The sequence below is a fragment of the Draconibacterium orientale genome, from assembly GCF_900111425.1.
In the GTDB taxonomy this organism is placed as follows: Bacteria; Bacteroidota; Bacteroidia; order Bacteroidales; family Prolixibacteraceae; genus Draconibacterium; species Draconibacterium orientale.
In genome coordinates this window covers 1-23,583 of sequence record NZ_FOHT01000049.1, presented here as the reverse complement: position 1 = coordinate 23,583, position 23,583 = coordinate 1, and the positions used below count along the sequence as shown (strand labels likewise).

23 protein-coding genes are annotated in these 23,583 nt (G+C 42.1%); 17 read left to right on the top strand and 6 right to left on the bottom strand.

The window, feature by feature from the left end; translation table 11 throughout:
* Positions 1-167: 167 nt before the first annotated feature.
* The 3 genes from BMW53_RS19245 to BMW53_RS19235 form a co-directional block, all read right to left on the bottom strand.
* Complete coding sequence (locus BMW53_RS19245) at positions 168-1,373, bottom strand: sodium ion-translocating decarboxylase subunit beta (RefSeq protein ID WP_038559453.1); 1,206 nt, start codon at positions 1,371-1,373, stop codon at positions 168-170.
* 9 nt (positions 1,374-1,382) lie between these two features.
* A complete protein-coding gene (locus tag BMW53_RS19240) occupies positions 1,383-3,260 on the bottom strand; it encodes a biotin/lipoyl-containing protein (protein ID WP_038559450.1) in 1,878 nt (625 codons plus the stop codon).
* Positions 3,261-3,395: 135 nt separating this feature from the next.
* A complete protein-coding gene (locus BMW53_RS19235) occupies positions 3,396-3,650 on the bottom strand; it encodes an OadG family protein (protein WP_038559447.1) in 255 nt (84 codons plus the stop codon).
* 597 nt (positions 3,651-4,247) lie between these two features.
* Here BMW53_RS19235 and BMW53_RS19230 point away from each other — a divergent pair.
* Positions 4,248-4,700, top strand: coding sequence for a cold-shock protein (locus tag BMW53_RS19230; RefSeq protein WP_038559444.1), 453 nt, complete (start codon positions 4,248-4,250; stop codon positions 4,698-4,700).
* Positions 4,701-4,747: 47 nt separating this feature from the next.
* A complete protein-coding gene (locus BMW53_RS19225; protein ID WP_038559439.1) occupies positions 4,748-5,488 on the top strand; it encodes an NYN domain-containing protein in 741 nt (246 codons plus the stop codon).
* Positions 5,489-5,649: 161 nt separating this feature from the next.
* Here the strand turns inward: BMW53_RS19225 and BMW53_RS19220 are convergent, their stop codons facing one another.
* Positions 5,650-8,592, bottom strand: coding sequence for a DEAD/DEAH box helicase (locus tag BMW53_RS19220; protein WP_051567866.1), 2,943 nt, complete (start codon positions 8,590-8,592; stop codon positions 5,650-5,652).
* A gap of 164 nt (positions 8,593-8,756) precedes the next feature.
* Between BMW53_RS19220 and BMW53_RS19215 the strand changes: the two genes are divergently transcribed.
* The 10 genes from BMW53_RS19215 (at position 8,757) to BMW53_RS21045 (ending at position 17,996) form a co-directional block, all read left to right on the top strand.
* Complete coding sequence (locus BMW53_RS19215) at positions 8,757-9,410, top strand: carbohydrate-binding family 9-like protein (RefSeq protein ID WP_038559431.1); 654 nt, start codon at positions 8,757-8,759, stop codon at positions 9,408-9,410.
* A 338-nt stretch (positions 9,411-9,748) separates the two neighbouring features.
* Positions 9,749-10,108 (top strand): PadR family transcriptional regulator, encoded by a 360-nt coding sequence (locus BMW53_RS19210; RefSeq protein ID WP_038559428.1) that lies wholly within the window; start codon positions 9,749-9,751, stop codon positions 10,106-10,108.
* A gap of 5 nt (positions 10,109-10,113) precedes the next feature.
* Positions 10,114-11,619: a glycerol kinase GlpK gene (glpK, locus tag BMW53_RS19205; protein ID WP_038559424.1), complete on the top strand. Its 1,506-nt coding sequence runs from the start codon at positions 10,114-10,116 to the stop codon at positions 11,617-11,619.
* Between the two features lie 23 nt (positions 11,620-11,642).
* On the top strand, positions 11,643-13,202 hold the full coding sequence (locus BMW53_RS19200; protein WP_038559420.1) for a glycerol-3-phosphate dehydrogenase/oxidase: 1,560 nt from the start codon (positions 11,643-11,645) through the stop codon (positions 13,200-13,202).
* A gap of 53 nt (positions 13,203-13,255) precedes the next feature.
* Positions 13,256-13,990 (top strand): MIP/aquaporin family protein, encoded by a 735-nt coding sequence (locus BMW53_RS19195; protein WP_038559417.1) that lies wholly within the window; start codon positions 13,256-13,258, stop codon positions 13,988-13,990.
* Positions 13,991-14,296: 306 nt separating this feature from the next.
* Positions 14,297-15,877, top strand: a complete 1,581-nt coding sequence (locus BMW53_RS19190) for an amidohydrolase family protein (protein WP_038559412.1) — start codon at positions 14,297-14,299, stop codon at positions 15,875-15,877.
* Positions 15,878-15,888: 11 nt separating this feature from the next.
* Positions 15,889-16,554, top strand: coding sequence for a C40 family peptidase (locus BMW53_RS19185; protein WP_074781129.1), 666 nt, complete (start codon positions 15,889-15,891; stop codon positions 16,552-16,554).
* Between the two features lie 46 nt (positions 16,555-16,600).
* Complete coding sequence (locus BMW53_RS19180) at positions 16,601-17,101, top strand: hypothetical protein (RefSeq protein WP_038559409.1); 501 nt, start codon at positions 16,601-16,603, stop codon at positions 17,099-17,101.
* Between the two features lie 110 nt (positions 17,102-17,211).
* Positions 17,212-17,715, top strand: coding sequence for an O-acetyl-ADP-ribose deacetylase (locus BMW53_RS19175; protein ID WP_038564792.1), 504 nt, complete (start codon positions 17,212-17,214; stop codon positions 17,713-17,715).
* 119 nt (positions 17,716-17,834) lie between these two features.
* Entirely contained in the window at positions 17,835-17,996 is a 162-nt protein-coding gene (locus tag BMW53_RS21045) for a hypothetical protein (RefSeq protein ID WP_157470815.1), read from the top strand.
* Here the strand turns inward: BMW53_RS21045 and BMW53_RS19170 are convergent.
* Positions 17,993-18,676 carry a hypothetical protein gene (locus BMW53_RS19170; RefSeq protein ID WP_139178270.1) on the bottom strand — a complete coding sequence of 228 codons (684 nt, stop codon included), beginning with the start codon at positions 18,674-18,676 and terminating at the stop codon, positions 17,993-17,995. The genes BMW53_RS21045 and BMW53_RS19170 overlap by 4 nt on opposite strands.
* A 341-nt stretch (positions 18,677-19,017) precedes the next feature.
* On the opposite strand from BMW53_RS19170, the gene BMW53_RS19160 reads away from it, so the two are divergent.
* Both BMW53_RS19160 and BMW53_RS19155 read left to right on the top strand, forming a co-directional pair.
* Positions 19,018-19,860 (top strand): N-acetylmuramoyl-L-alanine amidase-like domain-containing protein, encoded by an 843-nt coding sequence (locus tag BMW53_RS19160; protein WP_038559397.1) that lies wholly within the window; start codon positions 19,018-19,020, stop codon positions 19,858-19,860.
* Between the two features lie 143 nt (positions 19,861-20,003).
* Positions 20,004-20,453, top strand: coding sequence for a hypothetical protein (locus BMW53_RS19155; RefSeq protein WP_038564790.1), 450 nt, complete (start codon positions 20,004-20,006; stop codon positions 20,451-20,453).
* Between the two features lie 42 nt (positions 20,454-20,495).
* Here the strand turns inward: BMW53_RS19155 and BMW53_RS19150 are convergent, their stop codons facing one another.
* Entirely contained in the window at positions 20,496-20,903 is a 408-nt protein-coding gene (locus BMW53_RS19150; protein WP_038559386.1) for a hypothetical protein, read from the bottom strand.
* 106 nt (positions 20,904-21,009) lie between these two features.
* Between BMW53_RS19150 and BMW53_RS19145 the strand changes: the two genes are divergently transcribed.
* The 3 genes from BMW53_RS19145 to BMW53_RS19135 all read left to right on the top strand — a co-directional run bounded on the left by BMW53_RS19145 (position 21,010) and on the right by BMW53_RS19135 (position 23,470).
* Entirely contained in the window at positions 21,010-21,516 is a 507-nt protein-coding gene (locus BMW53_RS19145; RefSeq protein WP_038559381.1) for a VOC family protein, read from the top strand.
* Positions 21,517-21,676: 160 nt separating this feature from the next.
* The gene (gene trhA, locus BMW53_RS19140) at positions 21,677-22,327 is read left to right on the top strand and encodes a PAQR family membrane homeostasis protein TrhA (RefSeq protein ID WP_051567865.1); all 651 of its coding nucleotides are present in this window, start codon (positions 21,677-21,679) and stop codon (positions 22,325-22,327) included.
* A gap of 171 nt (positions 22,328-22,498) precedes the next feature.
* The gene (locus BMW53_RS19135) at positions 22,499-23,470 is read left to right on the top strand and encodes a DUF4412 domain-containing protein (RefSeq protein ID WP_038559378.1); all 972 of its coding nucleotides are present in this window, start codon (positions 22,499-22,501) and stop codon (positions 23,468-23,470) included.
* Positions 23,471-23,583 lie beyond the last annotated feature (113 nt).

Sequence of the window (23,583 nt, the reverse complement as noted above, 5' to 3'; positions counted from 1 at the left end):
GCTTCCTTCAGATTCCACCTCACGATGGACACCCTTGCCTTCGGCTAATGGTTGGCACTACAAACCCCCATTCAGGACTTTCACCCTATAGCTATTTACCATGCACGGCACACCAAAAAAAGGGGAAACCTTGCGGCCTCCCCCTTTTATCAAATTCTATATTATAACTACATTAAAAACGAAATAAGCACACCTGCAGCCACTGCCGAGCCAATTACACCCGAGATGTTACTGGCCATACAATACTGAAGGATGTGGTTCTTTTTATCGTATTTCAACGCCAGCTCGTTAGCCACACGCGACGCCATTGGCACGGCACTCAAACCGGTTGCTCCAATAAGCGGGTTGATTTTTTTCTTGCTGAACAGGTTTACCAGTTTCACGGCAAAAATACCACCGGCAATTGATATGGCGAAGGCTACAAAACCTCCGACCACAATACCCAGTGTTTTTTCCGAAAGGAAAACTTCTGCGGTCATTGTTGCTCCAACGGTAAGCCCCAGGAAAATGGTTGCGGTGTTCATAATTGGTCCCTGTGCGGCATCGGCCAAACGGCTTGTCGACGAGCCAACCTCTTTAATCAGGTTACCAAACAACAGCATTCCCAACAGCGGCACCGACGACGGAACCAAAACAGCAGACAGTGTTCCCAAAGCAATAGGGAAAATAATTTTGGCCGCTTTTATATTTTTGATCTCGTATTTTGCGGGGTACTGTTTCTCCATCTGTTTCATGTTGATGGTGAACTCCTTTTTCGAGATAAATAACTTTGCGACCAATGGAATAATAACAGGTACCAGCGCCATGTACGAATACGCCGCAATAGCAATTGGGCCAAGCAAGTGCGGCGCCAGTTTAATGGTAGTGTAAATCGCGGTTGGGCCATCGGCACCACCAATAATACCCAGCGAAGCAGCTTCTTTAGGCGTAAAACCAACGGCAATAGCTCCCAGCAAGATCGAGAAAATACCGATCTGTGCAGCGGCGCCAAACAGGGCCAGTTTCAGGTTACGCAACATCGGGCCAAAATCGGTTAATACGCCAACCCCCATAAAAATTACAGGAGGCAGCAATCCGGTTTTTATCAGCGAATAATACAGGTAATTCATAATCCCGTAATCGTGCGCAATTTCAAACAGGTTCATATACCGGTGTCCTTCCAGCTCAATCAGTTCGGGGTTTACAACGCCCATTTGTCCCCCGGGGAAGTTGGCCAGCAGCACACCAAATGCTATCGGGATAAGCAACAGCGGCTCGTAGCCTTTCTTTATTCCCAGATAAAGCAGCACAAACGATATCGCCCACATAATCAACGTTTGATACGTGATATCGCCCAGTGCGGTCATGTTAAACAGTTCTGATAAAATCTCCATAAAATAGTTTTATGATAGTTGCACCAAAACATCGTCTTCGTCCACGTTATCGCCATTGGCTTTTAAAATGGCAGTAACTGTTCCGTCGCTCTCGGCAACTACGGCGTTGTAGGTTTTCATCGATTCGATGTAGCAAATCAAATCCCCCTCTTTTACTTTATCGCCAATTTTAAGCGCGGTTTCCGATGTATCTTTTGTTAACATGAATTTTCCTTCCAGTGGGGCAATAACTTCCGAAGCTACATTACCCGATGCCACGGGAGCAGCTTCTACTTTTGCAGGAGCAGGGCTTGCAGCAGCCGGAGCAGCCTCAGCACCGTCGTAGCTAACGCCCACTTTAAATTTCTCGCCGTTTACATCAATTATCATCGATTTTGGCTCGAATGCACCTGCAGGAACTTCAACTTTCTCTGCTTTTGGTTCTTTAGCTGCTTTTTGAGCGGCCAGATCGGCTTCGAAATCGGCTTTTGCTTTACCCGATTTGTAGGCACGGTATTGCTCGGGATGCATAGCCAGCTCCAACAATTCTTCGTCGTCCTGACCATAATCCCAACCATTGTCGTCCATTTCTTTTCTGAACACATCCAGGTTATCCGGGTACAGCTCCTGCGGTACGCCGGTAAAGAATTCTTTTCCGTTTGCTTTTGCCAGCTCCACAATTTCAGGTGCCAATTCTCCGGGAAGTTTTCCCGATTTACCAATAATCATATCCCAGATGTTATCGGCAATCATACTCCAGCGCTCGCGGCCTTTAATTACCTGCAACACATTCATCAGGGCCAGGTTTTTCACGTACTGGCTAAATGGTGTTACCAGCGGCGGGTAACCTAACTTCGGCCAAATGTATTCTACCTCATCAAACAGTTTAATCAGCAGATCGTCCTGCGTTAAGGTTGATTTGTTGCGTTTTGTCAGCCACTTGTTCAGGCTCTCGAGGTTGTTACCCAGGTCGGCCATCAAACTGCCCATCATTCCGCCGGGAAGTCCCGAGCCGATCAGCAACGAGTTCATGTGACGGTTTTTCGGGTTGATGTAGTAACCCAGGAAATCGTCGATAAACTCCTGTGTCATCGAACGCACTTCCATGTAGGCTTTCATGTTCACCTCTTTTACTGCATAACCGGCATCTTTCAACATGCCCTGAACGGCCAAAACATCGGCATGACCTGTTCCCCACGACAGTGGTTCCATAGCAACATCTACATAATCAACTCCGGCGCGTGCAGCCTCTAAAATACTGGCCATTGAAAAACCAGGTCCCGAATGACCGTGGTACTGAACAGTAGTTTTAGGATGCGCTGTTTTTATATTCTTGATGATTTTTCCGATGAAAGCCGGACGGCCAATACCCGCCATATCTTTAACACAAATCTCGTCGGCACCCATTTCAATTAAGATGTTGGCCAGATTGGTGTAATATTCCACCGTGTGCACTTCCGAAATGGTTAAACTCAGCGCTGCCTGCGAAATCATTCCACCTTCTTTGGCAAACTTAATCGAGTTCTCCAGGTTTCGCGGATCGTTCAATCCACAGAAAGAACGGGCAATATCCGTTCCCTGTAATTTTTTCACTTTAAACATCAGCTTACGAACGTCGGCAGACACCGGGCTCATTCGAATACCGTTTAAAGCACGCTCTAACATGTGCGTTTGAATACCGGCATCGTTAAAAGGCTGTGTCCATCTGCGGTTGGCAATGTTCGGATTTTCGCCAAACAAAAGGTTGATCTGCTCGAATCCACCACCGTTGGTCTCGACCCTGTCGAAACATCCCATATCGATTATTGCGGGTGCAACTTTTTCCAGTTGTTCTACTTTGGGAACATATTTCCCCGATGATTGCCACATATCTCTATACAGCAAGCTAAATTTGATCTCCTTCTTCATTTCTGTTTATTTTTGGTTTATTGGATAAAAAAGATACCGTTTACTTCTTGGCCGTTTTTTTCCTTCGTTTGCTCTATTCTGTCCAATTCGTTGAATCGCCTCCACGGAAAAGGTTCTGAAGTTGATATCCGTTAACTACTCATTTATTTTCTCTACCAATGTTACCCGGCCTTTTCCTTTTGTGGTAATTTCTACCGCAGAAACAATGGCAGCCAGTTTTAATGGGTTTATTTCTTGTTGCGACGGTGCTGCAGCCCCCGGATGATCGACAACTGCAACTGAAAAACGATTGGTAATTCGAATAATAATATTACCCAAAACCACTACCATAATGAGGATAAAAAAGACGGTGCTCATGCCCGTAAGCATCAATTTTAAAGCTTCGCTCATTTTTGTATTTTTTGTTTAAATTGATTTTTTAGAGCTTGCAAATATATATTTCATTATCACATAGCAATTCCGCGAACTATCGATTTAATATTTTTTGAGGCTTTTTAATATCATTCTGAAAGTTTAAATAAAGAATTATTTCTTTTTACATATGCAAATATTTAACTATGAAGAATTTATAGACTATCAAAAAAAATATTTTCAGCACACCTGCTTTACAACATAAATATCAGGCAGTTAACATTAAGGTTAGATTTGAAGTATTTTTTCGAAGAAAACACGCATTGAAAATCATAATGAACTTAAGACCCGTATATCCTCATTTAGGCAAAAAAAGTAACGATTTCTAAATATTACGTCTGTTACAAAACCACTATAGCAATAAACAGTTATAACTAATTTATGTAGTATTTAAAATTAATGTACCTTTGTCGCGGATTTTAGGTTTAAGAATTTTGATTTTACCTCCTACGCCCCCGTCTTAGGATAGTTGACTTTTCTTTAAATCTCATTTCTTAACATGAAAAACTTTTTTAATAGCTACTGATATTTATTAAATTCGAGGTCAGTAAGCTAAAATCACTATTAAAAACATATATGGGAAGATCGAAAGAAACATTTGGTAAAAAAGAAGTAAGAAAAAAACAAGCAAAGAAGAGAAAAGAAAAAGAAGCAAGAAAACAGGCTCGTAAAGAAAATGGCGGCAACTCAGGATTGGACGACATGATTGCCTATGTTGACGAGTTTGGTAACATCACCGACACTCCGCCTGATGAAACACAAAAAGAAGAAGTAAACATTGAAGATATTGATGTAAGTGTACCAAAAGGCGGCTACGGAGAAGCAGAGCCGAAAGAAAAACAAGGTGTGGTTACTTTCTTTAACGAACAAAAAGGATACGGATTTATTCGCAACCTGGCGAATAATCAGAATATTTTTGTTCACATAAACGAAGTGGAAGGCGATTTAAAAGAAGGCAACCGCGTTACCTACGAAGAAGGACAAGGGCCCAAAGGACCGGCGGCAATGAACGTGAAGGTTTCGGGCTAATCTGTTCAACAAAATAAACGGCAGCTTCTGCCAAAACAGTTTACAAGATGGGAAAAGATTTAAAGTTAGCGGTGCTTATCGATGGCGATAATATTCCCTCTGCATACGTTAAAGAAATGATGGAGGAGATTGCCAAATATGGCAATCCAACCATTAAACGTATTTATGGCGACTGGACCCGGCCAGGTTTAACGAAGTGGAAAACCCTTTTGCTCGATAACGCAATAACGCCAATTCAACAATACGGTTACACCACTGGTAAAAATGCCACCGATTCGGCTATGATCATCGATGCCATGGACATTCTTTACAGCGAAAAAGTAAATGGATTTTGCCTGGTATCGAGCGATAGCGACTTTACCCGGCTGGCAACCCGCCTTCGCGAAGCCGGCATGTACGTTATTGGCATTGGCGAGAAAAAAACGCCTGATCCGTTTATCGTATCGTGCGACCGCTTTATTTACATCGAAATTCTGAAAAGCCGCTCGAAAGAGAACGAGAGCAACACCTCCAGCAAGTCAGTAAAAAAAGGTGGCGTTGACAAGATAACGCCTAAAGTTATTCGCCTTATTTCGAAAACAATATCGGACCTGGCCGACGACGACGGCTGGGCTTTCCTTGGCGACGTGGGAAGTTTACTGCAAAAAAAACAACCGAACTTCGACTCGCGAAACTATGGTTTTGAAAAACTTACACCACTGATCGACTCCACCGGAATGTTTGAAATCGATCAGCGCGTTGGCCAGGGAAAATACAAACTGATGTACGTTCGGAATAAAAAACGATAGCCGGATTAAAACAGATTGAAATTTAGATTGATTTAAAAAACAGAGTACAAGCCGAGAGTAGCGAGCGTTTTTCAATCTTCATCAATCTCTCCTTCAATCTCCATCAATCTTTTCACTCACTCCTCACTTTTGCCTTTCTACTTTTAACTTTTGCCTTCTCACTAATTGAACAACTCCACAATTTCCTCCTGCGTAACCTGCTCAAACGGATTATTGGAGTTGATGAATTTATCGGCCAGCGAGCTTTTGCGGTCTTTTAGTTTCTGGATTTTTTCCTCGATCGAATTTTCGGTAATAAAACGATACACAAAAACATGCTTATCCTGCCCGATGCGGTGCGCCCGGTTTATCGCCTGGTTTTCGGCTGCGGGGTTCCACCACGGATCGATGATAAAAACATAGTCGGCCTCGGTAAGATTAAGCCCTACTCCACCGGCTTTCAACGAAATCAGGAAAATCCGGTTCTCCTCATCTTCCTGAAATGCCTTTATTACTTTTTCGCGTTTTGTGGTTTGCCCGGTAAGCTTGCTGTACTTCCACTTTTCTTTTTCAATTTTACGCTGCAGCAATTCGAGGTGGGTAACAAACGAAGAGAACACCAGCACTTTATGTTTCTCTGCCACGAGGTTGCTTAACATCCGGAAAATCTCGTCGAATTTACCCGACCCTTCCGCTGCCTCATCATCAACCAACGACGGATGATTTGCTAACTGACGCAATTTGGTAAGCCCCTGCAAAACCACAAACTGCGATTTTTTGAGCCCCTCTTTTTCAATGGTCGATAGAATGGTATTCCGAATCACCGACTTCTCCTGCTCGTACAGTTTTTGCTGTTCGCCGGCCATGGGGCAAATACGCACTTCTTCCATAAGTGGTGGAAGATCTTTGGCTACCTCCACTTTTTTACGACGCAAAACAAACGGGCGAATCATCAGTTGCAATTTGTCCATTTGCTCTTCGTTGGCATGCTTTTCAATTGGGGTAATAAAAGTACGCCTGAAAAAGGCCAGGTTCCCCAACATACCGGGATTCAGAAAATTCATTTGCGACCATAAATCCGACAGCGAATTTTCGATAGGCGTTCCGGTAATTACCAGTTTGTAACGCGCTTTAATATCCATTACCGCCTTATAGGTTTTCGATCCGGAATTCTTTATCGACTGGCTTTCGTCTAAAATCAGGTAAAAGAATTCGGTTCCGCGCAACTTGTCGATATCGTTACGTACCGTTCCGTAGGTGGTAATAATAATGTCGTAGTACGAAGCCAGCCTTCCCAATTCCTCAGCTTTTTTTCGTTGCGTTCCCACATGCTGATAAACTTTAAGTGCCGGAGTGAACTTTCGTATTTCGTTGCTCCAGTTGTGCACCAGCGATGTGGGGACAACAATTAAACTTGCGGGCTGAACAACGGCTTCCGATTTTGATTCGTCGGCAAATAAATCGCGCTGGCCGCTTGCATCAACAGGATTATGAATTTTTATTTCCTGTTTTAAGCGTTTCAATTTCAACAGCAGCGTAAGAGTTTGCAGGGTTTTTCCCAGCCCCATATCGTCGGCCAGGCAACCGCCCAATCCGTTTCGGTACAAACCATACATCCAGTTAAAACCTTCTTCCTGGTAATTTCGCAGCTTGGCTTTTAAGTTCGCAGGCAGCACCTGATGCTCCATTTCAGCGTTCACCAGCTTTTCATATTTTTGTTTTACCTCCTTGTCAACTTCCTGAATGGAATTTTGCAGTAAGGTAAAATGGTGCTTCTCGAATTTTATATGCTCGCCCTGTTGTTTTCCAAAAGGCAAAAGTCCTTTGTAGCGGGCAAACCATTCCTCAGGCAATACGGCAATTTCGCCGTTTGGCAGTTCAAACTCGCGTGTATCGTTTAAAATGTATTTTTTTAGCTGAATAAATGGAATGCTGAATTCACCAAATTTCACCACCGCATAAACATCAAACCAGTCGCCTTTTGTTTGCGTTTTTAATTCCAGTTTTTGGCTTCCGGTATAAAACTTTTTCTCCAGCTGTTCCTGTTTTATCACAATCCCTTTTTCTTCCAGCTGTGGCCGTTTATCGTTTAGCCAGTTCACAAAATAGTACAGCGCATTTTGCGGTTCAAGCAGGGAAACGCCGTTTATGGTATATGATCCGTTATCATCCTTTAAACCGGTATTTTTTATAAGCTGAAGTATTTTCTTTTCCCAGGTGAAATCGCGCGTGGTTTTATAATACACAAAGGTGCCGTTTTGCTTTTTCACGCTAACCGCCATTTCCCGGGCCGAATCGGGCAGGAATTTTTCGTCGCCATATTCGAAATTCAGCACCAAACACGGCCGGTATTGCAGGTTATTTTCGAGCGACAATACAGCTTTTTTCCCGGCAGTTGCCTTAACCACTTCGAAACCTCTGGCTTTTACATCGTAATCGCGTACGGTATTCAGCACAAAACCCGAATAATATTTGTCCTCGATGGTGTTCGGCACCGTTACGTAATCTTTCTCGAAAAAGGGCATCAGCTTTTTGGCATTCAGTTTTTCAAACGCCACCAGCTGATTTCGGTAAATTAACAAACACGGATCGTTGGTTACCAACTCAACCGACCGCGCGGATAACAGCATTTCCTTTTCTTCCAAAAATATGCGCAACTTATAACGGGTTTGGGTTTCGGTGCGCTCAAATTCAAATTCAGGCCGGGCAAAAAACGGCGGTACTTTCAATTCGTCTTCGTCGTACAGGTTCGAATATTTGGCCTCTTTACGAAACAAACGCACCGGGCTCAGCATTAAAATGGAGCACACCTGCATCATGCATTTCTCGATAAAAGGTGTTACCTGTTTTTCAAAATAACCGGGGCGCAACGATGCATAAAAATCGGACACGCTGCCCGCACGTGAAAACTTTTTGGTGAGCACCTCATCACTGTACTTCTCAATTAACTGAACCAGCTCTTTTTCGTAGGGTTTAAACGAATATTCCGGATCATTTAAATCGTGCGGTTTTACCAATCGCACCACCGAATAAAAACGCTCCTTCTTTTCAATTAAAAAAGGCTGAAAAACCAGCCCCAAGAAACGATGCTCGGTTAAGGCTATTATAAATTCAAATCGGTTCATTTACTACTTCAAAAAAAAGATACGCACGCAACTTTTCAGTTTTGGCTGGCGTAACAGTTCGAATTAAAGAACCTCAAATATATAAAAGCCGGGGGGTAACCTGACTTAATTCAGTAAAAATGTTGAGAGAAAAATAACATCTTTACAGACATAAAACATACAGCATGAAGAATCTTACCGTTACAAAAATCAACACAACAAGCTCACTTTCAGTGCAGGAAGCGGCTTTACTTTTAGAGAAAAACACGAAAACTGAGGTTATTGACATTTTGAATTGGGAAAAAGCTTTTCCGTACAAGCCCGAAATAAAATTCAGAATTGCACACACCGGGAATGAAATCTGGTTGAAATTTTACGTTCAGGAGAAAAATATTCTGGCGCAGGAAACCAAAATAAACGGCGATGTTTACAAAGACAGCACGGTTGAGTTTTTTATTTCGATAGACGGAACGAATTATTACAATTTTGAGTTTAACTGCATTGGAACCCCTCATGTTGGTTATGGCCCGGGACGCGAAAACCGCACGCCCATTTTGCCGGAAGTGATAAAACAAATCGATATTGAATCGAGCCTTGGCAATGAGCCCTTTGCTGAAAAGTCGGGAAGTTTTTCGTGGGAAATGATGATCTGCATACCAACGCAGTGTTTTGCTTTTGATAAAGTACAGCGATTAAACGGACTTGAGGCCAAAGCTAATTTCTATAAATGTGGCGACGAAACTTCTGATCCGCACTTTGTAACCTGGAATGCTATTAACACGGAAAACCCGGATTATCATCGTCCTGAATTTTTTGCTCCGGTTAAGTTTGAAAGCTAATACCAATTTGATTATAAAATGCCGTATTGGATATGCCGGTTATTTTCCGTTTGTACAAGGCGAAAATTTTAGCATAGCCGAGCTACGTTATAATTTTTCAACGCAGTAGAAACGGAAAAGAACAAATTCATATGCGGCATTTTGTGGTCAACTTGGTATAACAGCAGCAATTCAACCATTTTCTAAAATACACGAACAAATCCCCCAAACGCTGTTACCCCACAAATTATCAGCCACTAACCCCATGTGCTCTAAAACAGTATTCTATTTTACTACTTACCTTGTATTACTATGTATTTGTTTATACATTAGTCGGGGATATTCTGAAAACAAAATTTATGACCAATATTAAAACAGGGCAAGATTTTAACATTCGGTGGAAGTCGCAAATCAAGAAAGGATTGATTGAATACATGATCTTACTTTTCCTTGAGAAAAAAACCTACTACGGCTACGAACTCATTGATAAAATTCGGGAGTTATCATCGATTGAAATTGCAGAAGGCACACTGTACCCCCTGTTAAACCGATTAAAAAAAGATGGAATGCTAACCTCGCGTTGGCAAGAGCTTGAATCGGGAATTCCACGAAAATATTACACGATCACCAATAAAGGCACCGAACAGATAGAACTGATGAATGCCTATTTTCAGATGATCGATAACTCACTACTTAAAATCAAGAACTTAAAACCATAAACCTTATGAATAAATACATACTTGCGTTTGACCAGGGCACAACCAGTTCGCGTGCCATTGTTTTCGATCAGCATGGTGCCATAAAATCGGTTGCCCACAAAGAGTTTGAACAGATATTTCCGAAACCGGGCTGGGTAGAACACGACCCCAACGAAATTTGGTCGTCGCAGGCAGCGGTTGCAGCCGAGGCCATTACAAAAATTGGTATTAACGGAAAAAATATTGCTGCAATTGGTATAACCAACCAACGCGAAACAACCATAGTTTGGGAGCGCGAAACCGGCGAACCGGTGTACAATGCCATTGTTTGGCAAGACCGGCGAACAGCCAAATACTGCGATGCACTAAAAGAAAAAGGATACCAGAAACTGATTCGCAACAAAACAGGACTGGTAATTGATGCTTATTTTTCGGGCACCAAAGTGCAATGGATTCTTGAAAATGTGAAAGGCGCACGAGAAAAAGCAAATGAGGGGAAATTGGCATTTGGCACCGTTGATTCGTGGTTAATATGGAAACTTACCCGGGGCGACAAACACGTTACTGATATTACCAATGCCAGCAGAACATTACTCTACAATATACACGATTGCTGTTGGGATAAAGAGCTACTGGAACTGTTTGATATTCCCGAAAGTATGCTTCCTAAGGTTTGTGCATCAAGCGAAATAGTTGGACACACCAAAACAACAATATTTGCGCACGAAATACCAATTGCCGGTATTGCCGGCGACCAGCAGGCAGCCTTGTTTGGCCAGCAATGCATACATCCCGGAATGGCAAAAAACACCTACGGAACCGGCTGCTTCATGTTGCTTAATACCGGAGAAAAAGCCATCCTTTCGGAAAACAATCTGGTAACTACCATCGCCTGGAAGATAGACGGAAAAGTATCCTACGCGCTGGAAGGAAGCATTTTTATTGCAGGGGCCGCCGTTCAGTGGCTTCGCGACCAGCTGGGCCTGATAAACAGTGCCCCTGAAATTGAGGAACTGGCTTTATCGGTGGAAGATAATGGTGGTGTTTATTTTGTTCCGGCACTAACCGGGCTTGGAGCTCCACACTGGGACCAATACGCACGAGGCATTGTGGTTGGCATAACCCGGGGAACATCGAACGGACATTTTGCACGGGCAACATTAGAAGGAATTGCCTTTCAGGTGATGGATGTGCTGAAAGCCATGGAAGCCGACTCGGGCATTGAAATTAAAGAACTACGTGTTGATGGCGGCGCGGCAGCCAACAACCTGCTGCTGCAATTTCAGTCGGAAACACTGCAGTCGCCGGTAATCCGTCCCCGACAACTGGAAACCACTGCTCTGGGAGCTGCCTATCTGGCCGGTTTAGCGGTTGGCTACTGGCACGATCTGAACGACCTGCAATCGCAATGGGAAAAAGACAAAACTTTTACGCCTCAAATCTCGAAAGAGGTGATGGAAAAATCCATACGCAAATGGCAAAAAGCACTCACAAAAGCCAAGGAATGGATTGACGACGATGATGATGAGTAAACTACCGACTAAACCTAATACTTATGAAAAGACATAAACAATTACGGAAAGCCAAAGCCGATATTGAATGGGATATTGTTGTAATCGGCGGTGGTGCTTCAGGATTGGGAGTCGCACTCGAATCGGCTACCCGAAAATACAAAACACTGCTGCTCGAAGGGGCCGATTTTGGCAAAGGAACCTCGAGCCGAAGTACCAAACTGGTGCACGGTGGTGTGCGCTATTTGGCACAGGGCGACATCTCGCTGGTTTTGGAAGCCCTGCGCGAACGCGGATTAATGCTGCAAAATGCGCCTCACCTGGTAAAAAACCAGTCGTTTATTATTCCTAACTACGAATGGTGGGGCGGCCCCTTTTACACCATCGGCTTAAAAGTTTACGACATGATGGCCGGAAAACTGGGACTGGGGCCTTCGGTGCACCTCACCAAGCAGGAAACACTGGAAGCTTTACCCACCCTGAAAGAAGAAGGCTTAACAGGTGGCGTGATATACCACGACGGACAATTTGATGATGCCCGACTTTCGATAAACCTTGCACAAACCATTATTGATTACGATGGAGTGGCCGTAAATTATACCAAAGTTATTGGTCTGCTAAAAGACAAAGATGGAATGATTTGCGGGGTAAAAGCCAAAGATATGATTGATGGCGATGAATTTGAAATACGAGCCAAAGCAGTGGTAAACGCAACCGGAGTTTTTACCGACGAAATTTTACAAATGGATGAACCCGGCACTCCCAAAAAAGTGGTGCCCAGCCAGGGAATCCATCTTGTACTCGATCATGATTTTCTGAAAGGTGACCATGCAATAATGATTCCCAAAACCGATGACGGGCGCGTGCTTTTTGCCGTTCCGTGGCGCGGGAAAGTAGTAGTTGGCACTACCGACACCCTTATTGAAAATGCCAGCCTTGAACCAAGAGCACTGGAAGAAGAAATTGAGTTTATACTAAGCACTGCCAAACGCTACCTTACACGCCCTCCGAAAAGAAGCGATGTAAAAAGTATTTTTGCCGGGCTACGGCCACTTGCCGCCCCCGAAGGAGAAGACAAAAAAACCAAGGAAATTTCACGCAGCCATAAAGTTATCATGAGTTTATCGGGGCTAATTACTATTACCGGCGGAAAATGGACAACCTACCGCAAAATGGGCGAAGATACCATAAACAATGCCGTTATTTTGGCTGGCTTACCCGAACGCCCCTGCCAAACCGAAAACCTGGCCATTCACGGATACACAAAAAACATTGATCATAACGATCATTTTTATGTATATGGATCGGAAGCAAAAGAAATTAAGGAGATGATTGAAAACGATCCGGAATTGGGAGAAAAACTTCACGAACGGCTTGAGTTTACGGTTGCCGAAGTGGTTTGGGCTTGCAAAAAAGAAATGGCAATAACACTTGATGATGTACTGGCTCGCCGGGTACGAGCTTTATATCTCGATGCGCGTGCAGCCGAAGAAATGGCGCCCAAAGTGGCACAAATAATGGCAAACGAATTAAATAAAGATACCGGTTGGATTAATCAACAAGTTGAAGAATTTACCCAAATTGCCAAAGGTTATTACCTCTAACCATTTAATTAAAACGAAACAATAAAGAATATTAAAATAAACCTATAACTAAAATGAATGAATTTGTAGCAGAGATAATTGCCACAATGATTATGATTCTCCTGGGAAATGGAGTTGTGGCAAATGTTGTACTAAAAAATACAAAGGGGCACAACGGCGGATGGATTGTAATTTCACTGGGTTGGGGACTGGCAGTAATGATGGCAGTAATAGTTGCCGGCCCCATTAGCGGAGCGCACTTAAACCCGGCAGTAACACTTGGCCTCGCATTTGGCGGGATATTCCCGTGGGCTAAAGTTCCGGTATATATTGCCGGCGAAATAATAGGCGCCATGCTCGGTGCCGTATTGGTTTGGTTTACCTACCGCGATCATTTTAAGGCCAACACCGATAAAGACGGATATTTGGGTGTTTTTGCCACATCGCCGGCCATAAGAAATTACAGGAACAATTTTATAACCGAACTTATCGGAACCTTTGTACTCATTTTTGTGATCTTTTACATCTCCGATTTTAAGTTTGAAACCCAGCAGCTACAGACTGTTGAAGTTGGTCTGGGATCAATTGGAGCACTTCCCGTTGCACTGTTGGTAACGGCAATAGGCTTAAGTCTTGGCGGCCCAACGGGCTACGCCATAAACCCTGCCCGCGACCTTGGGCCACGTATCGTCCACAGCCTGTTAAAAGCACCCAACAAAGGAAGTTCCGACTGGGCTTACGCATGGGTACCAATCCTGGGCCCAATTGCAGGAGCTGCCCTGGCTGCAGCGTTGTTTTGTTCTTGTTAGAGCAAAATCACAATTCAATATTCAACGAGAAAGTCACTATCGTTTACCGATAGTGACTTTTTTATTTTTAAAGCAACTCCCAAATATATTCATACCAATTAGTTGTTATTTATCACTTCATTTCATAACTTGTAAATCAAATAATTGAACAAACTCTGAAGTGGTGACCCGGAGATTGCAAACACAAACCAACAACACATGAAACACAATTCAAGGCTTTTGTTTTTAGTTACGGTTCCCAATGGAACTGCCGCTTCTACATTAATATAGCCTAAACAAAGCTTAATGTTTTTTAAACCCATAATTATGACAACTTACTATGACATTCATTGCCACATTTTTAACAAAGACGTGATTATACGCAAACTGGTAAATGTGGTTCAATCGCTACTTGCCATTAAAGACCTGGTGGACAAAGGAGTTACATCGGCCGAACTGAGATTTAAAATTGACGGTATTAACCGCACGCTGGAAGAAGTTACGCAGCCATCGAGCGAAGATGTGTTTGAAGCACTCGACAAGGTTTACCGGGGAAAAGTGATTACCACGCCGCTGATGTTTGACCTGACTTATGCCGATGATAACGACGACGACGAGAACCAGAATAAACGTTACCGCAAACGTATAAAACGAATTTTCTGGCTGCTATCGGTGGCGCTGCCTTTTATTAAAATGCGTGTAAACCGTAAACTTCAGAGCGAAGAACTGGCCGAAGCTTTCGACAAAATCAGAGACCATGTAAAACAATTTGAAGACAGTTTTGACCGGAAATCGGATGAGGAAGTGGAAATTTTCGATAATGCCAACTACGCCCAGCAAATTGCAGATCTGGAGTACCTGGCAGGTGAATACGAAACAATAAAACCGTTTTTTAGTGTCGATCCGCGCCGCGAATACAAAGGCAAAGTCAACCTGGTTGATAAGCTAAAAGAGAAAATTATTGCCGAAGATGGCCGCTTTGCCGGTGTAAAATTGTATGCTCCGGCCGGATTCTCTCCTACCGACCCGGTATTAATGGGAACCCGCAACACATCAGGAATTTATGCCTTATGCCAGGAGCACAATATCCCGATAACGGTGCACAATTCAAACAGCGGATTTGCCTGTTTGTCGTCGGTGCTAAAAGTGCGCGGCGATGTACTCTTAAACGGAAACACGCTAAAACCAAAAAAGCCGCTGGTTTTCGACTATCGCTTTTTTAGCCGTAAAGTACACAAGGCCATTGCCGAACGCGCAACAAAACTAAACCACCCCAAACTGTGGGAACTGGTAATGAAAAAATATCCGGAACTGACCATCAATTTTGCGCATTTTGGCGGCAGTGGTCAGATTATGGACTACATAAATTACAACTTCCCGGAAGAACAAAAACGGGTGGATGAAGAGGAATTTGAAGATGCGATTATGTCGCTGTCGAATAAGGACAAGAAAATAATCCGCGAAGCCTACACCTTGAAACGTAGAAAACGAATTCTGCGCGACGACCTCACCATCGCCGAACGCGCCAAAGTGTGGAATGCGCTTTACCGAACCGGCTTTATCGACAACTGGGCAAAGGCCATTTTCGATATCATTAAAAACCCGAAATACCCGAATGCCTATACCGACCTCTCCTGTTTTTCGGAAGGAACGGTTATCGAATCGCCAACCAGTCAGGAAATGGTTTTCAGCATTCGCGAAACACTTAGCACTTTTAAAACCAGTTTCTTTGATAAGCTTACCGATTACGAAAGATCGAAAATCCTGTATGGCTCCGATTATTACCTCACCCAGTTTTTCGGGCCAAGCATGGAACAATATTTCTCCGATTTTAAGGCAGCATTTGGCGATGATTTCGACACCATTGCCAGCGCTAATCCCAAACGATTTTTAGGTATAAATCTGTAAAGCAAATTAAAATGGAAGATTTATTAAAAATAGCTTTTGCCGAGCTGGGTACCGAAGAAATTATTGGCTCGGAACATAACCCGGAAGTTTTAAAATACGCACAAGAAGCAGGCATTGCAGGCATTACCTCCGACGAAATTCCGTGGTGCAGCAATTTTGTTAACTGGGTGGCCATGAAAGCCGGCCTGGAATACTCGAAAAAACCCAATGCACGTTCGTGGCTCAATGTGGGTGTAAAAACCATACATCCCGAACCGGGTGATGTGGTGGTTTTCTGGCGCGAAAGTCCCGAATCGTGGAAAGGGCATGTTGGTTTTTTCTTGGGTATTTCTACCGACAAAAAGCGGGTTTACTGCCTGGGCGGCAACCAGGGCAACCGCGTATCGGTTTCGGCTTACCGCATAAATACCGTTTTGTCGTATCAACGGTTGGCTGCTCGGGAACAACTCATTATTCCCCACCCCTTACTTCAAAAAGGCAGTAAAGGTGCCCCTGTGGTTGCCTTGCAGAATGCCTTAAAACTGCTGAATATTAACGTGGGAACTTCGGATGGTGATTTTGGCCCAAAAACCGAAAACGGAGTAAAGGAGTTGCAAACCCGTAAACCGGAACTGGAAATAAACGGCGTTTACAACAACGAAACCCGCAACTTGCTTGAATCACTATTTCAGGCTTAAAAACGAAACATTACACATTTTATTCAACATTAAATCCAAAATAATTATGACAACAAAAGTAGCCGAATTATCGACAGAAGAATTTATGTCGCTTCTGGATGATTTTTATGCCGAACCTAAAAAGCGCAACAAAATGACGGAGGCCGAGATTAAAGATCTTGCCATTCGCTTAAACGAAAAAATTGATGTGCCTTTTATCAATGAAACCGGCGAAGAAAAGATTCTCGTTAAAGTGATCTTTAAAATCGACACCTTTTTATACGACCATTTACCCAACGAGTTTTACGACCTCATCCGCAGCTCCGACCAGGGTATTTCGAAAAAGGAAGCCAAACGATTGGTGCGACGTTTAACACGCCTTGCCAACGATAAAATTGACATACCTTACCTCCCGGAGGTGGCCGAACATATTGCCATAAAATTTGTAATTGGAATAGTAGTTAAAGCTGCACGTAAACAACTTAATTTCAACGATGTTCGTGCCAGATCGGCAGAAATGGCTGTTCCCGAATCAGACGAAAACATTGAAGATTTGGTTGATGATTAATACGATTTGCCCCGGTGTAACAGAAAACTTTGTATCTTGGATAAAGAAAATTCTTGTAGTTGACTCCCATGGCAAAGCCTGGGGAATTATTAGATATAAAAGCCACAGTTATGAGTACAATTCAATTACACCGAAGCGATATTACCCAACTTGAAGTTGATGCTATTGTAAATGCCGCCAACAAATCGTTGTTGGGTGGTGGCGGCGTTGATGGAGCCATTCACCGGGCAGCCGGCCCCGAACTTTTAAACGAATGCCGCCAACTAAATGGCTGCGAAACCGGCGATGCAAAAATTACTAAAGGATACAATCTTCCGGCAAAATATGTGATTCACACCGTTGGCCCGGTTTATAACGGAGGCCGATACAACGAAGCCGAAAAACTGGCATCGTGTTACCGCCGAAGTTTGGAAGAGGCGCTGCAAAACAGTGTAAAAACCATTGCTTTTCCCAATATCAGCACAGGCATTTACGGTTACCCGAAACAAGAGGCAGCTAAAATTGCCACACAAACGGTGAAAGATTTTCTGGTGAACAATCAGGAAATTGAAACGGTGATATTTTGTGTGTTCGATGAAGAGAATTACTCCATCTACAATAATCTGCTTACCTAATGGGGGTATTTACTTGTTATCAACGACAGCTCTCCCTTACAAAAAGTAAAATTACACATACAAAAAACACAATTCGCTGACATTTTGTAAAATCTCCCGCGGGAGAACCGGAAAAATGTATGGGAGAACTACCCCTAATCGAGGGAGAACCATCTATAGCCATGGGAGAACAGCAGAAAACCATGGGAGAACGGCCTCCAAAGCAGGGAGAAGTGATTCTTTTTGTGGGAGATCGAACAATTCGCGTGGGAGAACTCGATAGTTGTAGTAGAAACTACTAATTCTCCGATGCCTTAAGCAAATGTTTCATGTTTCGGTGGTAGGTATTGGTAAGGCGCGTATGAAAATAAGGGTATAAAAAGTGGTCGCGCAAAGTTGACTCGCTTTTAAAATAAGTTCGATGTATAATTTTTGTGTAACCCCTTCGCATTTTTATAAAAGTTAACTGCTGCTTGCCATGCGTAATATTGTCCTCCACATAACTAAACTCAATTACTTTCTTTTTGTCGTCAACCGTTGTAATCTCAAAAGCCGTGGCCAGCTTTTTAATTCTTAAAACATTCAGATTTAAATAAATAACCTGGCCCGCATCAATTCCATCAACATGCCCGTTCTGATAGATCATCTCATTATTGGGCTTCGAAAACAACATTGCAAATGAAAACCGCGATGCATTCCACGCTATAGTCGGATTGGTATGAACGTAAAACGACCACACCTTTGGCAGGCTGTCTTTTATTACATATTCGCGCTCGTGAAAACGAAAACCGTTGGTGCTGGCCGTTGGTTCCAAAGAGGGTTTTACATCCGAGAAAGTTTCGGTATTGTTGTTAATCTGGCTCTTCACAAAATGCTCAACCTGCTCGCACCCCACTTTGTCGAACTCAACATCAGACAAATACATTTGCCCAAAACATACAGAATGGTAAAGTAAAAAAAACAAAAGCGTCAATCTTTTCATGAAATTGGTTAAATATTCATGTGTCTAAAAGTACCACCTTTTTTCCCGTTTTCAATTTCATTGGCAATTTTTATTCATCAAAACCTCAAACTCTTTTTTTCGTATATCAACTCAAAGCTGATAACACATAATTTCAGGATGAGTCAAAGAAAAAACAAATCGAATCGTAAAATACGAATCATTTTATATTCCATTTTTGCTTTTGCAATGCTGCTTTTAACCCTTTGGTTTGGCCTTCGTCTTTTCGAAGTGTTGTAGAGTTAAGTGATGTACCACAGGAATTATCATTTTTACAAAAAAATCATACCTTTATTTTTTAGCATCAAAAAAATGTATCTATAATGAAAAAGAAAATTTTTCTGTTAGCCGGCGCTCTGCTTTTTAGCGTTTCAATCCTTCTTGCCCAGCATGGTAGCAATAATGCTGATGAAGAAATTTGCAAACACATTCTTGCAGAACTGCAACAACACAGCGAAAAATCAACAGCAGAACTTGTGGTTTTTGCCGGAAAACTATTGATGAACACGCCTTACGTTGCGCACACATTAGAAACCGAACCCGAACAGTTAATCGTAAATCTGCAGGAACTGGATTGTACCACATTTGCCGAAAACTGCCTGGCACTGGCACGAACAGCCCAAACACGAAAGCCTTCGTTTAAACAATTTAAAAACGAGTTGCAACTTATCCGTTATCGTGGTGGAGAGATAAACGGCTACCCTTCGCGATTGCATTATTTCAGCGACTGGATTTTGGATAACGACAAAAAGCAAACGGTAAAGTCTGTTTCGCAATCGATTGGCAATACCAGTTTTAATAAAACGATTAATTTTATGAGTCAACACCCCAGTAGCTACAAACCACTTAAAAACAATGCGGTATTTATTGAAGCGCTGCACAAGCAGGAACAGGAATTAACAAACACCAACCTATACTACATCCCTACAGAAAAGCTGGAGACGGTAAAACATTTCATTAAGAATGGCGATATTTTTGGTATCACTACCAATATTGGCGGCCTTGATATTACACATGTTGGAATAGCCGTTTTTAATGGCGATGAGCTTTATTTTATGCACGCATCATCAAAAGCTGAAAAAGTAATTTTATCGGAAGAAACGCTGTTTGAATACCTTCAAAACCAAAAAACGGCCACCGGAATAATGATTGCCCGCCCCCTGTAGATCCTTAGCGATAAGCATTTCTCGTACCAAATTTATGTCGGGCTAAAACTATCCTTTTGAGTTTTTGTTAAATGGATAAAATAAACGTTGTTACTTATGTTCTTTCCGATTCAAAAAAAACACATAACATTAAATTCAATATTATGAAAAAAACAATGGTAAAACTTATAGCTGTTTTAGCTATAGTAATTGGTGGAATTGTTTCATCAAATGCACAAGAACTTGGTGTTCGTTTTGGTGATATTTCAGGCGGAAATGTTGCTATTGACGGTATTTTTAGCACCGGCAAATTTAGCCGCATTCATGCCGATCTTTCAATAGGAGATGGAGTTGGAGTTGATCTGCTGTGGGATTTCCTGTACCGCCCGATTGACAGGGAAGCGTTTTACTGGTATGTTGGAGCCGGCCCGTATGTTTGGATTGACGATCCGTTTTGGCTGGGAGCAGTAGGAGAAATTGGGCTGGAATATCATTTTAACAACATCCCTGTTGCACTGGGAGCCGATTGGCGTCCGGCAATAAGTATCGTTGAAGAAACCGATTTTCATGCAAAGGGTTTCGGGTTTAATATCCGCTATGTTTTTGGCTATTAAAAAAGTAAAATAGAAAACAGAAAAGCGTCGTAAGGCGCTTTTTCATGTTTTGTCAATACCCCTTTCTAATCCGCCTTCCTCATCTTTCATTTTAAAATACCGGCGTAGCAAAACCTTTTTCAAATCGCGGGCTATCACCTGGTGCGCAATAATTTCGATATGCGAATAATGAGGCAAATCCTGCTCGGCCTGAACAATCTCGCGATTGGTAATATCAACCTGGTAAAGTACTGATAACAACAAGTCGTAGTTGGTTTCCACAAGCCCTGTTATCTGGTCAATCAGCTGTTGGTGCAGCTCCTGATAAGCATTGTCGATATTGCCCGAAAAAGTAATTTCAACGCCAAACATTCCAAAATCTTTCATGATCTGCTCGGCCGTTTGCTGAACAATCTCAGCCTTGTCCATCAGGTTTTCCAGGTTGGTATTATTTACAACAGGTAACTTCATTTTTGTTCTTTTTATAAAGATAGACGAACTTTATTTCCCGCCAATTTATTTATTCTCTTTAATTCTATAAATTTACATTCACTAAAAATCAATTAAATCTAGAACAATGAAAAAAAGTCTATTTTCTCTTTTCCTGATTCTTTTTGCACTTTTTTCGGTAGCACAAAGCAACTTTAGCAAATCGGCAATTGGCGTTGGCGTTGTTGTTGAAGACCTCGAAAAATCAATCGATTTTTACACCAATGTTATTGGAATGGTAAAAACCGGCGAATTTTCGGTTTCGAAAGAACAATGTACCGAGCTGGGATTAACAGATAGTTACCAGCTGGATGTTACCATTTTAAAACTGGAAGACAGTGAAGAAGCCAGCGAATGGAAACTGATGAGCCTGGGAACAAAAGCCAAACACCCGAAACAGAAATTTATGAGCGACGACACCGGAATGCAATACATTACTTTAATGGTGAAGCACCTGCAACCTGTTTTAGACCGTGTAGAAGAACACAGGGTAAAAGTATTAAGCGGCAAACCATCACAAAACGGAGAGAATAGCTTTTTCCTGCTGGTTCAAGATCCCGATGGAAATTTTATCGAGTTAATTGGGCCAAAATAGTTCCTTCACAATTCTAAATACTTTAAAAACGATTTCAATAACAAACTGGCTAACAAAACATTATTATTCCAACTTATTTATACTAAACATATTCTAATCCAACAACGATATTTTTAAGTAATTTCGGATAGAATTAAATTTGCTTCGAAAAGCAACGATTATGAGAAAAAAAGTTGAAGCCGGATATCGCACATTATCAATTGGAGAGGAGATATTTAATAGTATCACCCATGGAATTGGGACTTTGCTAAGTATTGCTGCGCTTGTACTTTTAGTCGTATTTGCAAGTATAAAAGGCAACGTATGGCATGTGGTAAGTTTCAGTATTTTCGGGAGCAGTTTGGTTTTGCTCTATTTGTCATCAACGCTTTACCATAGCTTCACCCGCGAAAAATTAAAGAACCTGTTTGTTCGATTCGATCATGCCGCCATATTTTTACTTATAGCAGGCACCTACACGCCATTTGTACTCACCACAATTCGTGGAGCTTTGGGCTGGACTCTTTTTGGAATAATATGGACTTTGGCCATAGCCGGAATGGTAGTCCGCTCAATTTATTTAACCCGTTTCCGGAAATTAATGGTTGGCATTTACCTGGCCATGGGCTGGATGTTTTTATTGGCTATTGGCCCGATTGTTAGAAATCTGCCCACGTCGAGCATTGCCTTTTTGTTTATTGGTGGAGCCTGTTATTCAATAGGTGTTATCTTTTACGCGTGGAGAAACTTAAAATACAGCCACGGAATTTGGCACCTGTTTGTTTTGGCCGGAAGTATTATGCATTTCTTCTCGGTATTATACAGCCTTTAACAAAAAAAACTCGTTGCATTGTTTAGTTGTACCCTCTTTTTACAGGCATTTTTCAGAAACAAAAAAGGTCTTGTATTACTTTTTTAACAAAATGGCAATACATTGAAATTGACTTTGATCTAAAAATGTCCGAAATTTATATTTCATTTTCTGAATTAAAACTATTAGCATATGAAACTAAGAATCGCACTATTATCAGTTTTATCGATACTATTTGTTCAGGTAGCTTGTGGGCAAAGTTTATTAGATCGTGTAAAGAAAAAGACCAAAAACAAAATTGAAAAGCGCCTCGATGATAAGATTGATGAGGAACTAGACAAAGGCCTTGATAAAGTTGAAAATTCCATCGATTCAATTTCCGGAACAGAAGAAGGGAACAACAGTTCTAACGAAGATGCCATGCAGAATCGGATGAGCTCGATGTTACAGGGATTTGGAATGACTGGTGACCCGGTAGCTATTGATGATGCCTATTTATTTAACCAACTCATACAGATGCATCTTGAAATGTACGATAACGAAGGACAACAAACGCACAACGGAGAATTTATCACATACTTGAATGCCCAAACCGGCAACCTGGCATATGAGGTTGTTTCCAATGATTTTGGAGATAATGAACAAGGTATGTTTATTATTGACACAAAAAACAATGCCATGATTATACTGAATAATAACGATGGAGAGAAAACAGGTATCGTATATGGCATTGGCACCTTTTTCGAAAACCTGGAAGATTTTAGCTCCGATGAAGTTGATAGTGATGAAGAAATGCCAGATTTGAGCTACACACACCCTGATGTTAAAAAGACCGGGAAAACAAAAAATATTGCGGGCTACCAATGCCACCAGTACATCTATAATACCGACGAAGTAGAATCGGATTTTTGGATTACCGAAGAATTAAAAACCAGCAATCGCGACTTCTTCAGCACACTTTTCAAAACCAGCGCATTAACTAACGGCATGGGATACGGTTATGTAATGGAATCGACATCAAAAGATAAAACATCGGGCGACGTTAACAAAATGCAGGTTACCCGTGTAGATGACAACGTAAAATCAAGATACGATCTTTCGACTTATCAAATTACAAATCTCGGTTCTTTCAAAATGCCTTCATCTGATGATGATGACGAGTAACAAACCTGGCCACATAAAAAGAGGCTGTCCAAAAAGTAAAATTGGACAGCCTTTGTTTTTATTGTCCCTTTAAGATTTGTATCTTAAAGGTGGATATGACAATAAGATCAAAC

What these genes read in the sequence shown, in the direction of transcription:
- BMW53_RS19235 (WP_038559447.1), bottom strand. Translation starts at nt 3,650, where the DNA reads ATGAGCGAAGCTTTAAAATTGATGCTTACGGGCATGAGCACCGTCTTT.
- BMW53_RS19230 (WP_038559444.1), top strand. Translation starts at nt 4,248, where the DNA reads ATGGGAAGATCGAAAGAAACATTTGGTAAAAAAGAAGTAAGAAAAAAA.
- BMW53_RS19195 (WP_038559417.1), top strand. Translation starts at nt 13,256, where the DNA reads ATGAATGAATTTGTAGCAGAGATAATTGCCACAATGATTATGATTCTC.
- BMW53_RS19210 (WP_038559428.1), top strand. Translation starts at nt 9,749, where the DNA reads ATGACCAATATTAAAACAGGGCAAGATTTTAACATTCGGTGGAAGTCG.
- BMW53_RS19170 (WP_139178270.1), bottom strand. Translation starts at nt 18,676, where the DNA reads ATGAAAAGATTGACGCTTTTGTTTTTTTTACTTTACCATTCTGTATGT.
- BMW53_RS19145 (WP_038559381.1), top strand. Translation starts at nt 21,010, where the DNA reads ATGAAAAAAAGTCTATTTTCTCTTTTCCTGATTCTTTTTGCACTTTTT.
- BMW53_RS19220 (WP_051567866.1), bottom strand. Translation starts at nt 8,592, where the DNA reads ATGAACCGATTTGAATTTATAATAGCCTTAACCGAGCATCGTTTCTTG.
- BMW53_RS19215 (WP_038559431.1), top strand. Translation starts at nt 8,757, where the DNA reads ATGAAGAATCTTACCGTTACAAAAATCAACACAACAAGCTCACTTTCA.
- BMW53_RS19175 (WP_038564792.1), top strand. Translation starts at nt 17,212, where the DNA reads ATGAGTACAATTCAATTACACCGAAGCGATATTACCCAACTTGAAGTT.
- BMW53_RS19225 (WP_038559439.1), top strand. Translation starts at nt 4,748, where the DNA reads ATGGGAAAAGATTTAAAGTTAGCGGTGCTTATCGATGGCGATAATATT.
- BMW53_RS19155 (WP_038564790.1), top strand. Translation starts at nt 20,004, where the DNA reads ATGAAAAAAACAATGGTAAAACTTATAGCTGTTTTAGCTATAGTAATT.
- BMW53_RS19185 (WP_074781129.1), top strand. Translation starts at nt 15,889, where the DNA reads ATGGAAGATTTATTAAAAATAGCTTTTGCCGAGCTGGGTACCGAAGAA.
- BMW53_RS19190 (WP_038559412.1), top strand. Translation starts at nt 14,297, where the DNA reads ATGACAACTTACTATGACATTCATTGCCACATTTTTAACAAAGACGTG.
- glpK (WP_038559424.1), top strand. Translation starts at nt 10,114, where the DNA reads ATGAATAAATACATACTTGCGTTTGACCAGGGCACAACCAGTTCGCGT.
- BMW53_RS19135 (WP_038559378.1), top strand. Translation starts at nt 22,499, where the DNA reads ATGAAACTAAGAATCGCACTATTATCAGTTTTATCGATACTATTTGTT.
- BMW53_RS19160 (WP_038559397.1), top strand. Translation starts at nt 19,018, where the DNA reads ATGAAAAAGAAAATTTTTCTGTTAGCCGGCGCTCTGCTTTTTAGCGTT.
- BMW53_RS19150 (WP_038559386.1), bottom strand. Translation starts at nt 20,903, where the DNA reads ATGAAGTTACCTGTTGTAAATAATACCAACCTGGAAAACCTGATGGAC.
- BMW53_RS19245 (WP_038559453.1), bottom strand. Translation starts at nt 1,373, where the DNA reads ATGGAGATTTTATCAGAACTGTTTAACATGACCGCACTGGGCGATATC.
- BMW53_RS19200 (WP_038559420.1), top strand. Translation starts at nt 11,643, where the DNA reads ATGAAAAGACATAAACAATTACGGAAAGCCAAAGCCGATATTGAATGG.
- BMW53_RS21045 (WP_157470815.1), top strand. Translation starts at nt 17,835, where the DNA reads ATGGGAGAACTACCCCTAATCGAGGGAGAACCATCTATAGCCATGGGA.
- BMW53_RS19240 (WP_038559450.1), bottom strand. Translation starts at nt 3,260, where the DNA reads ATGAAGAAGGAGATCAAATTTAGCTTGCTGTATAGAGATATGTGGCAA.
- BMW53_RS19180 (WP_038559409.1), top strand. Translation starts at nt 16,601, where the DNA reads ATGACAACAAAAGTAGCCGAATTATCGACAGAAGAATTTATGTCGCTT.
- trhA (WP_051567865.1), top strand. Translation starts at nt 21,677, where the DNA reads ATGAGAAAAAAAGTTGAAGCCGGATATCGCACATTATCAATTGGAGAG.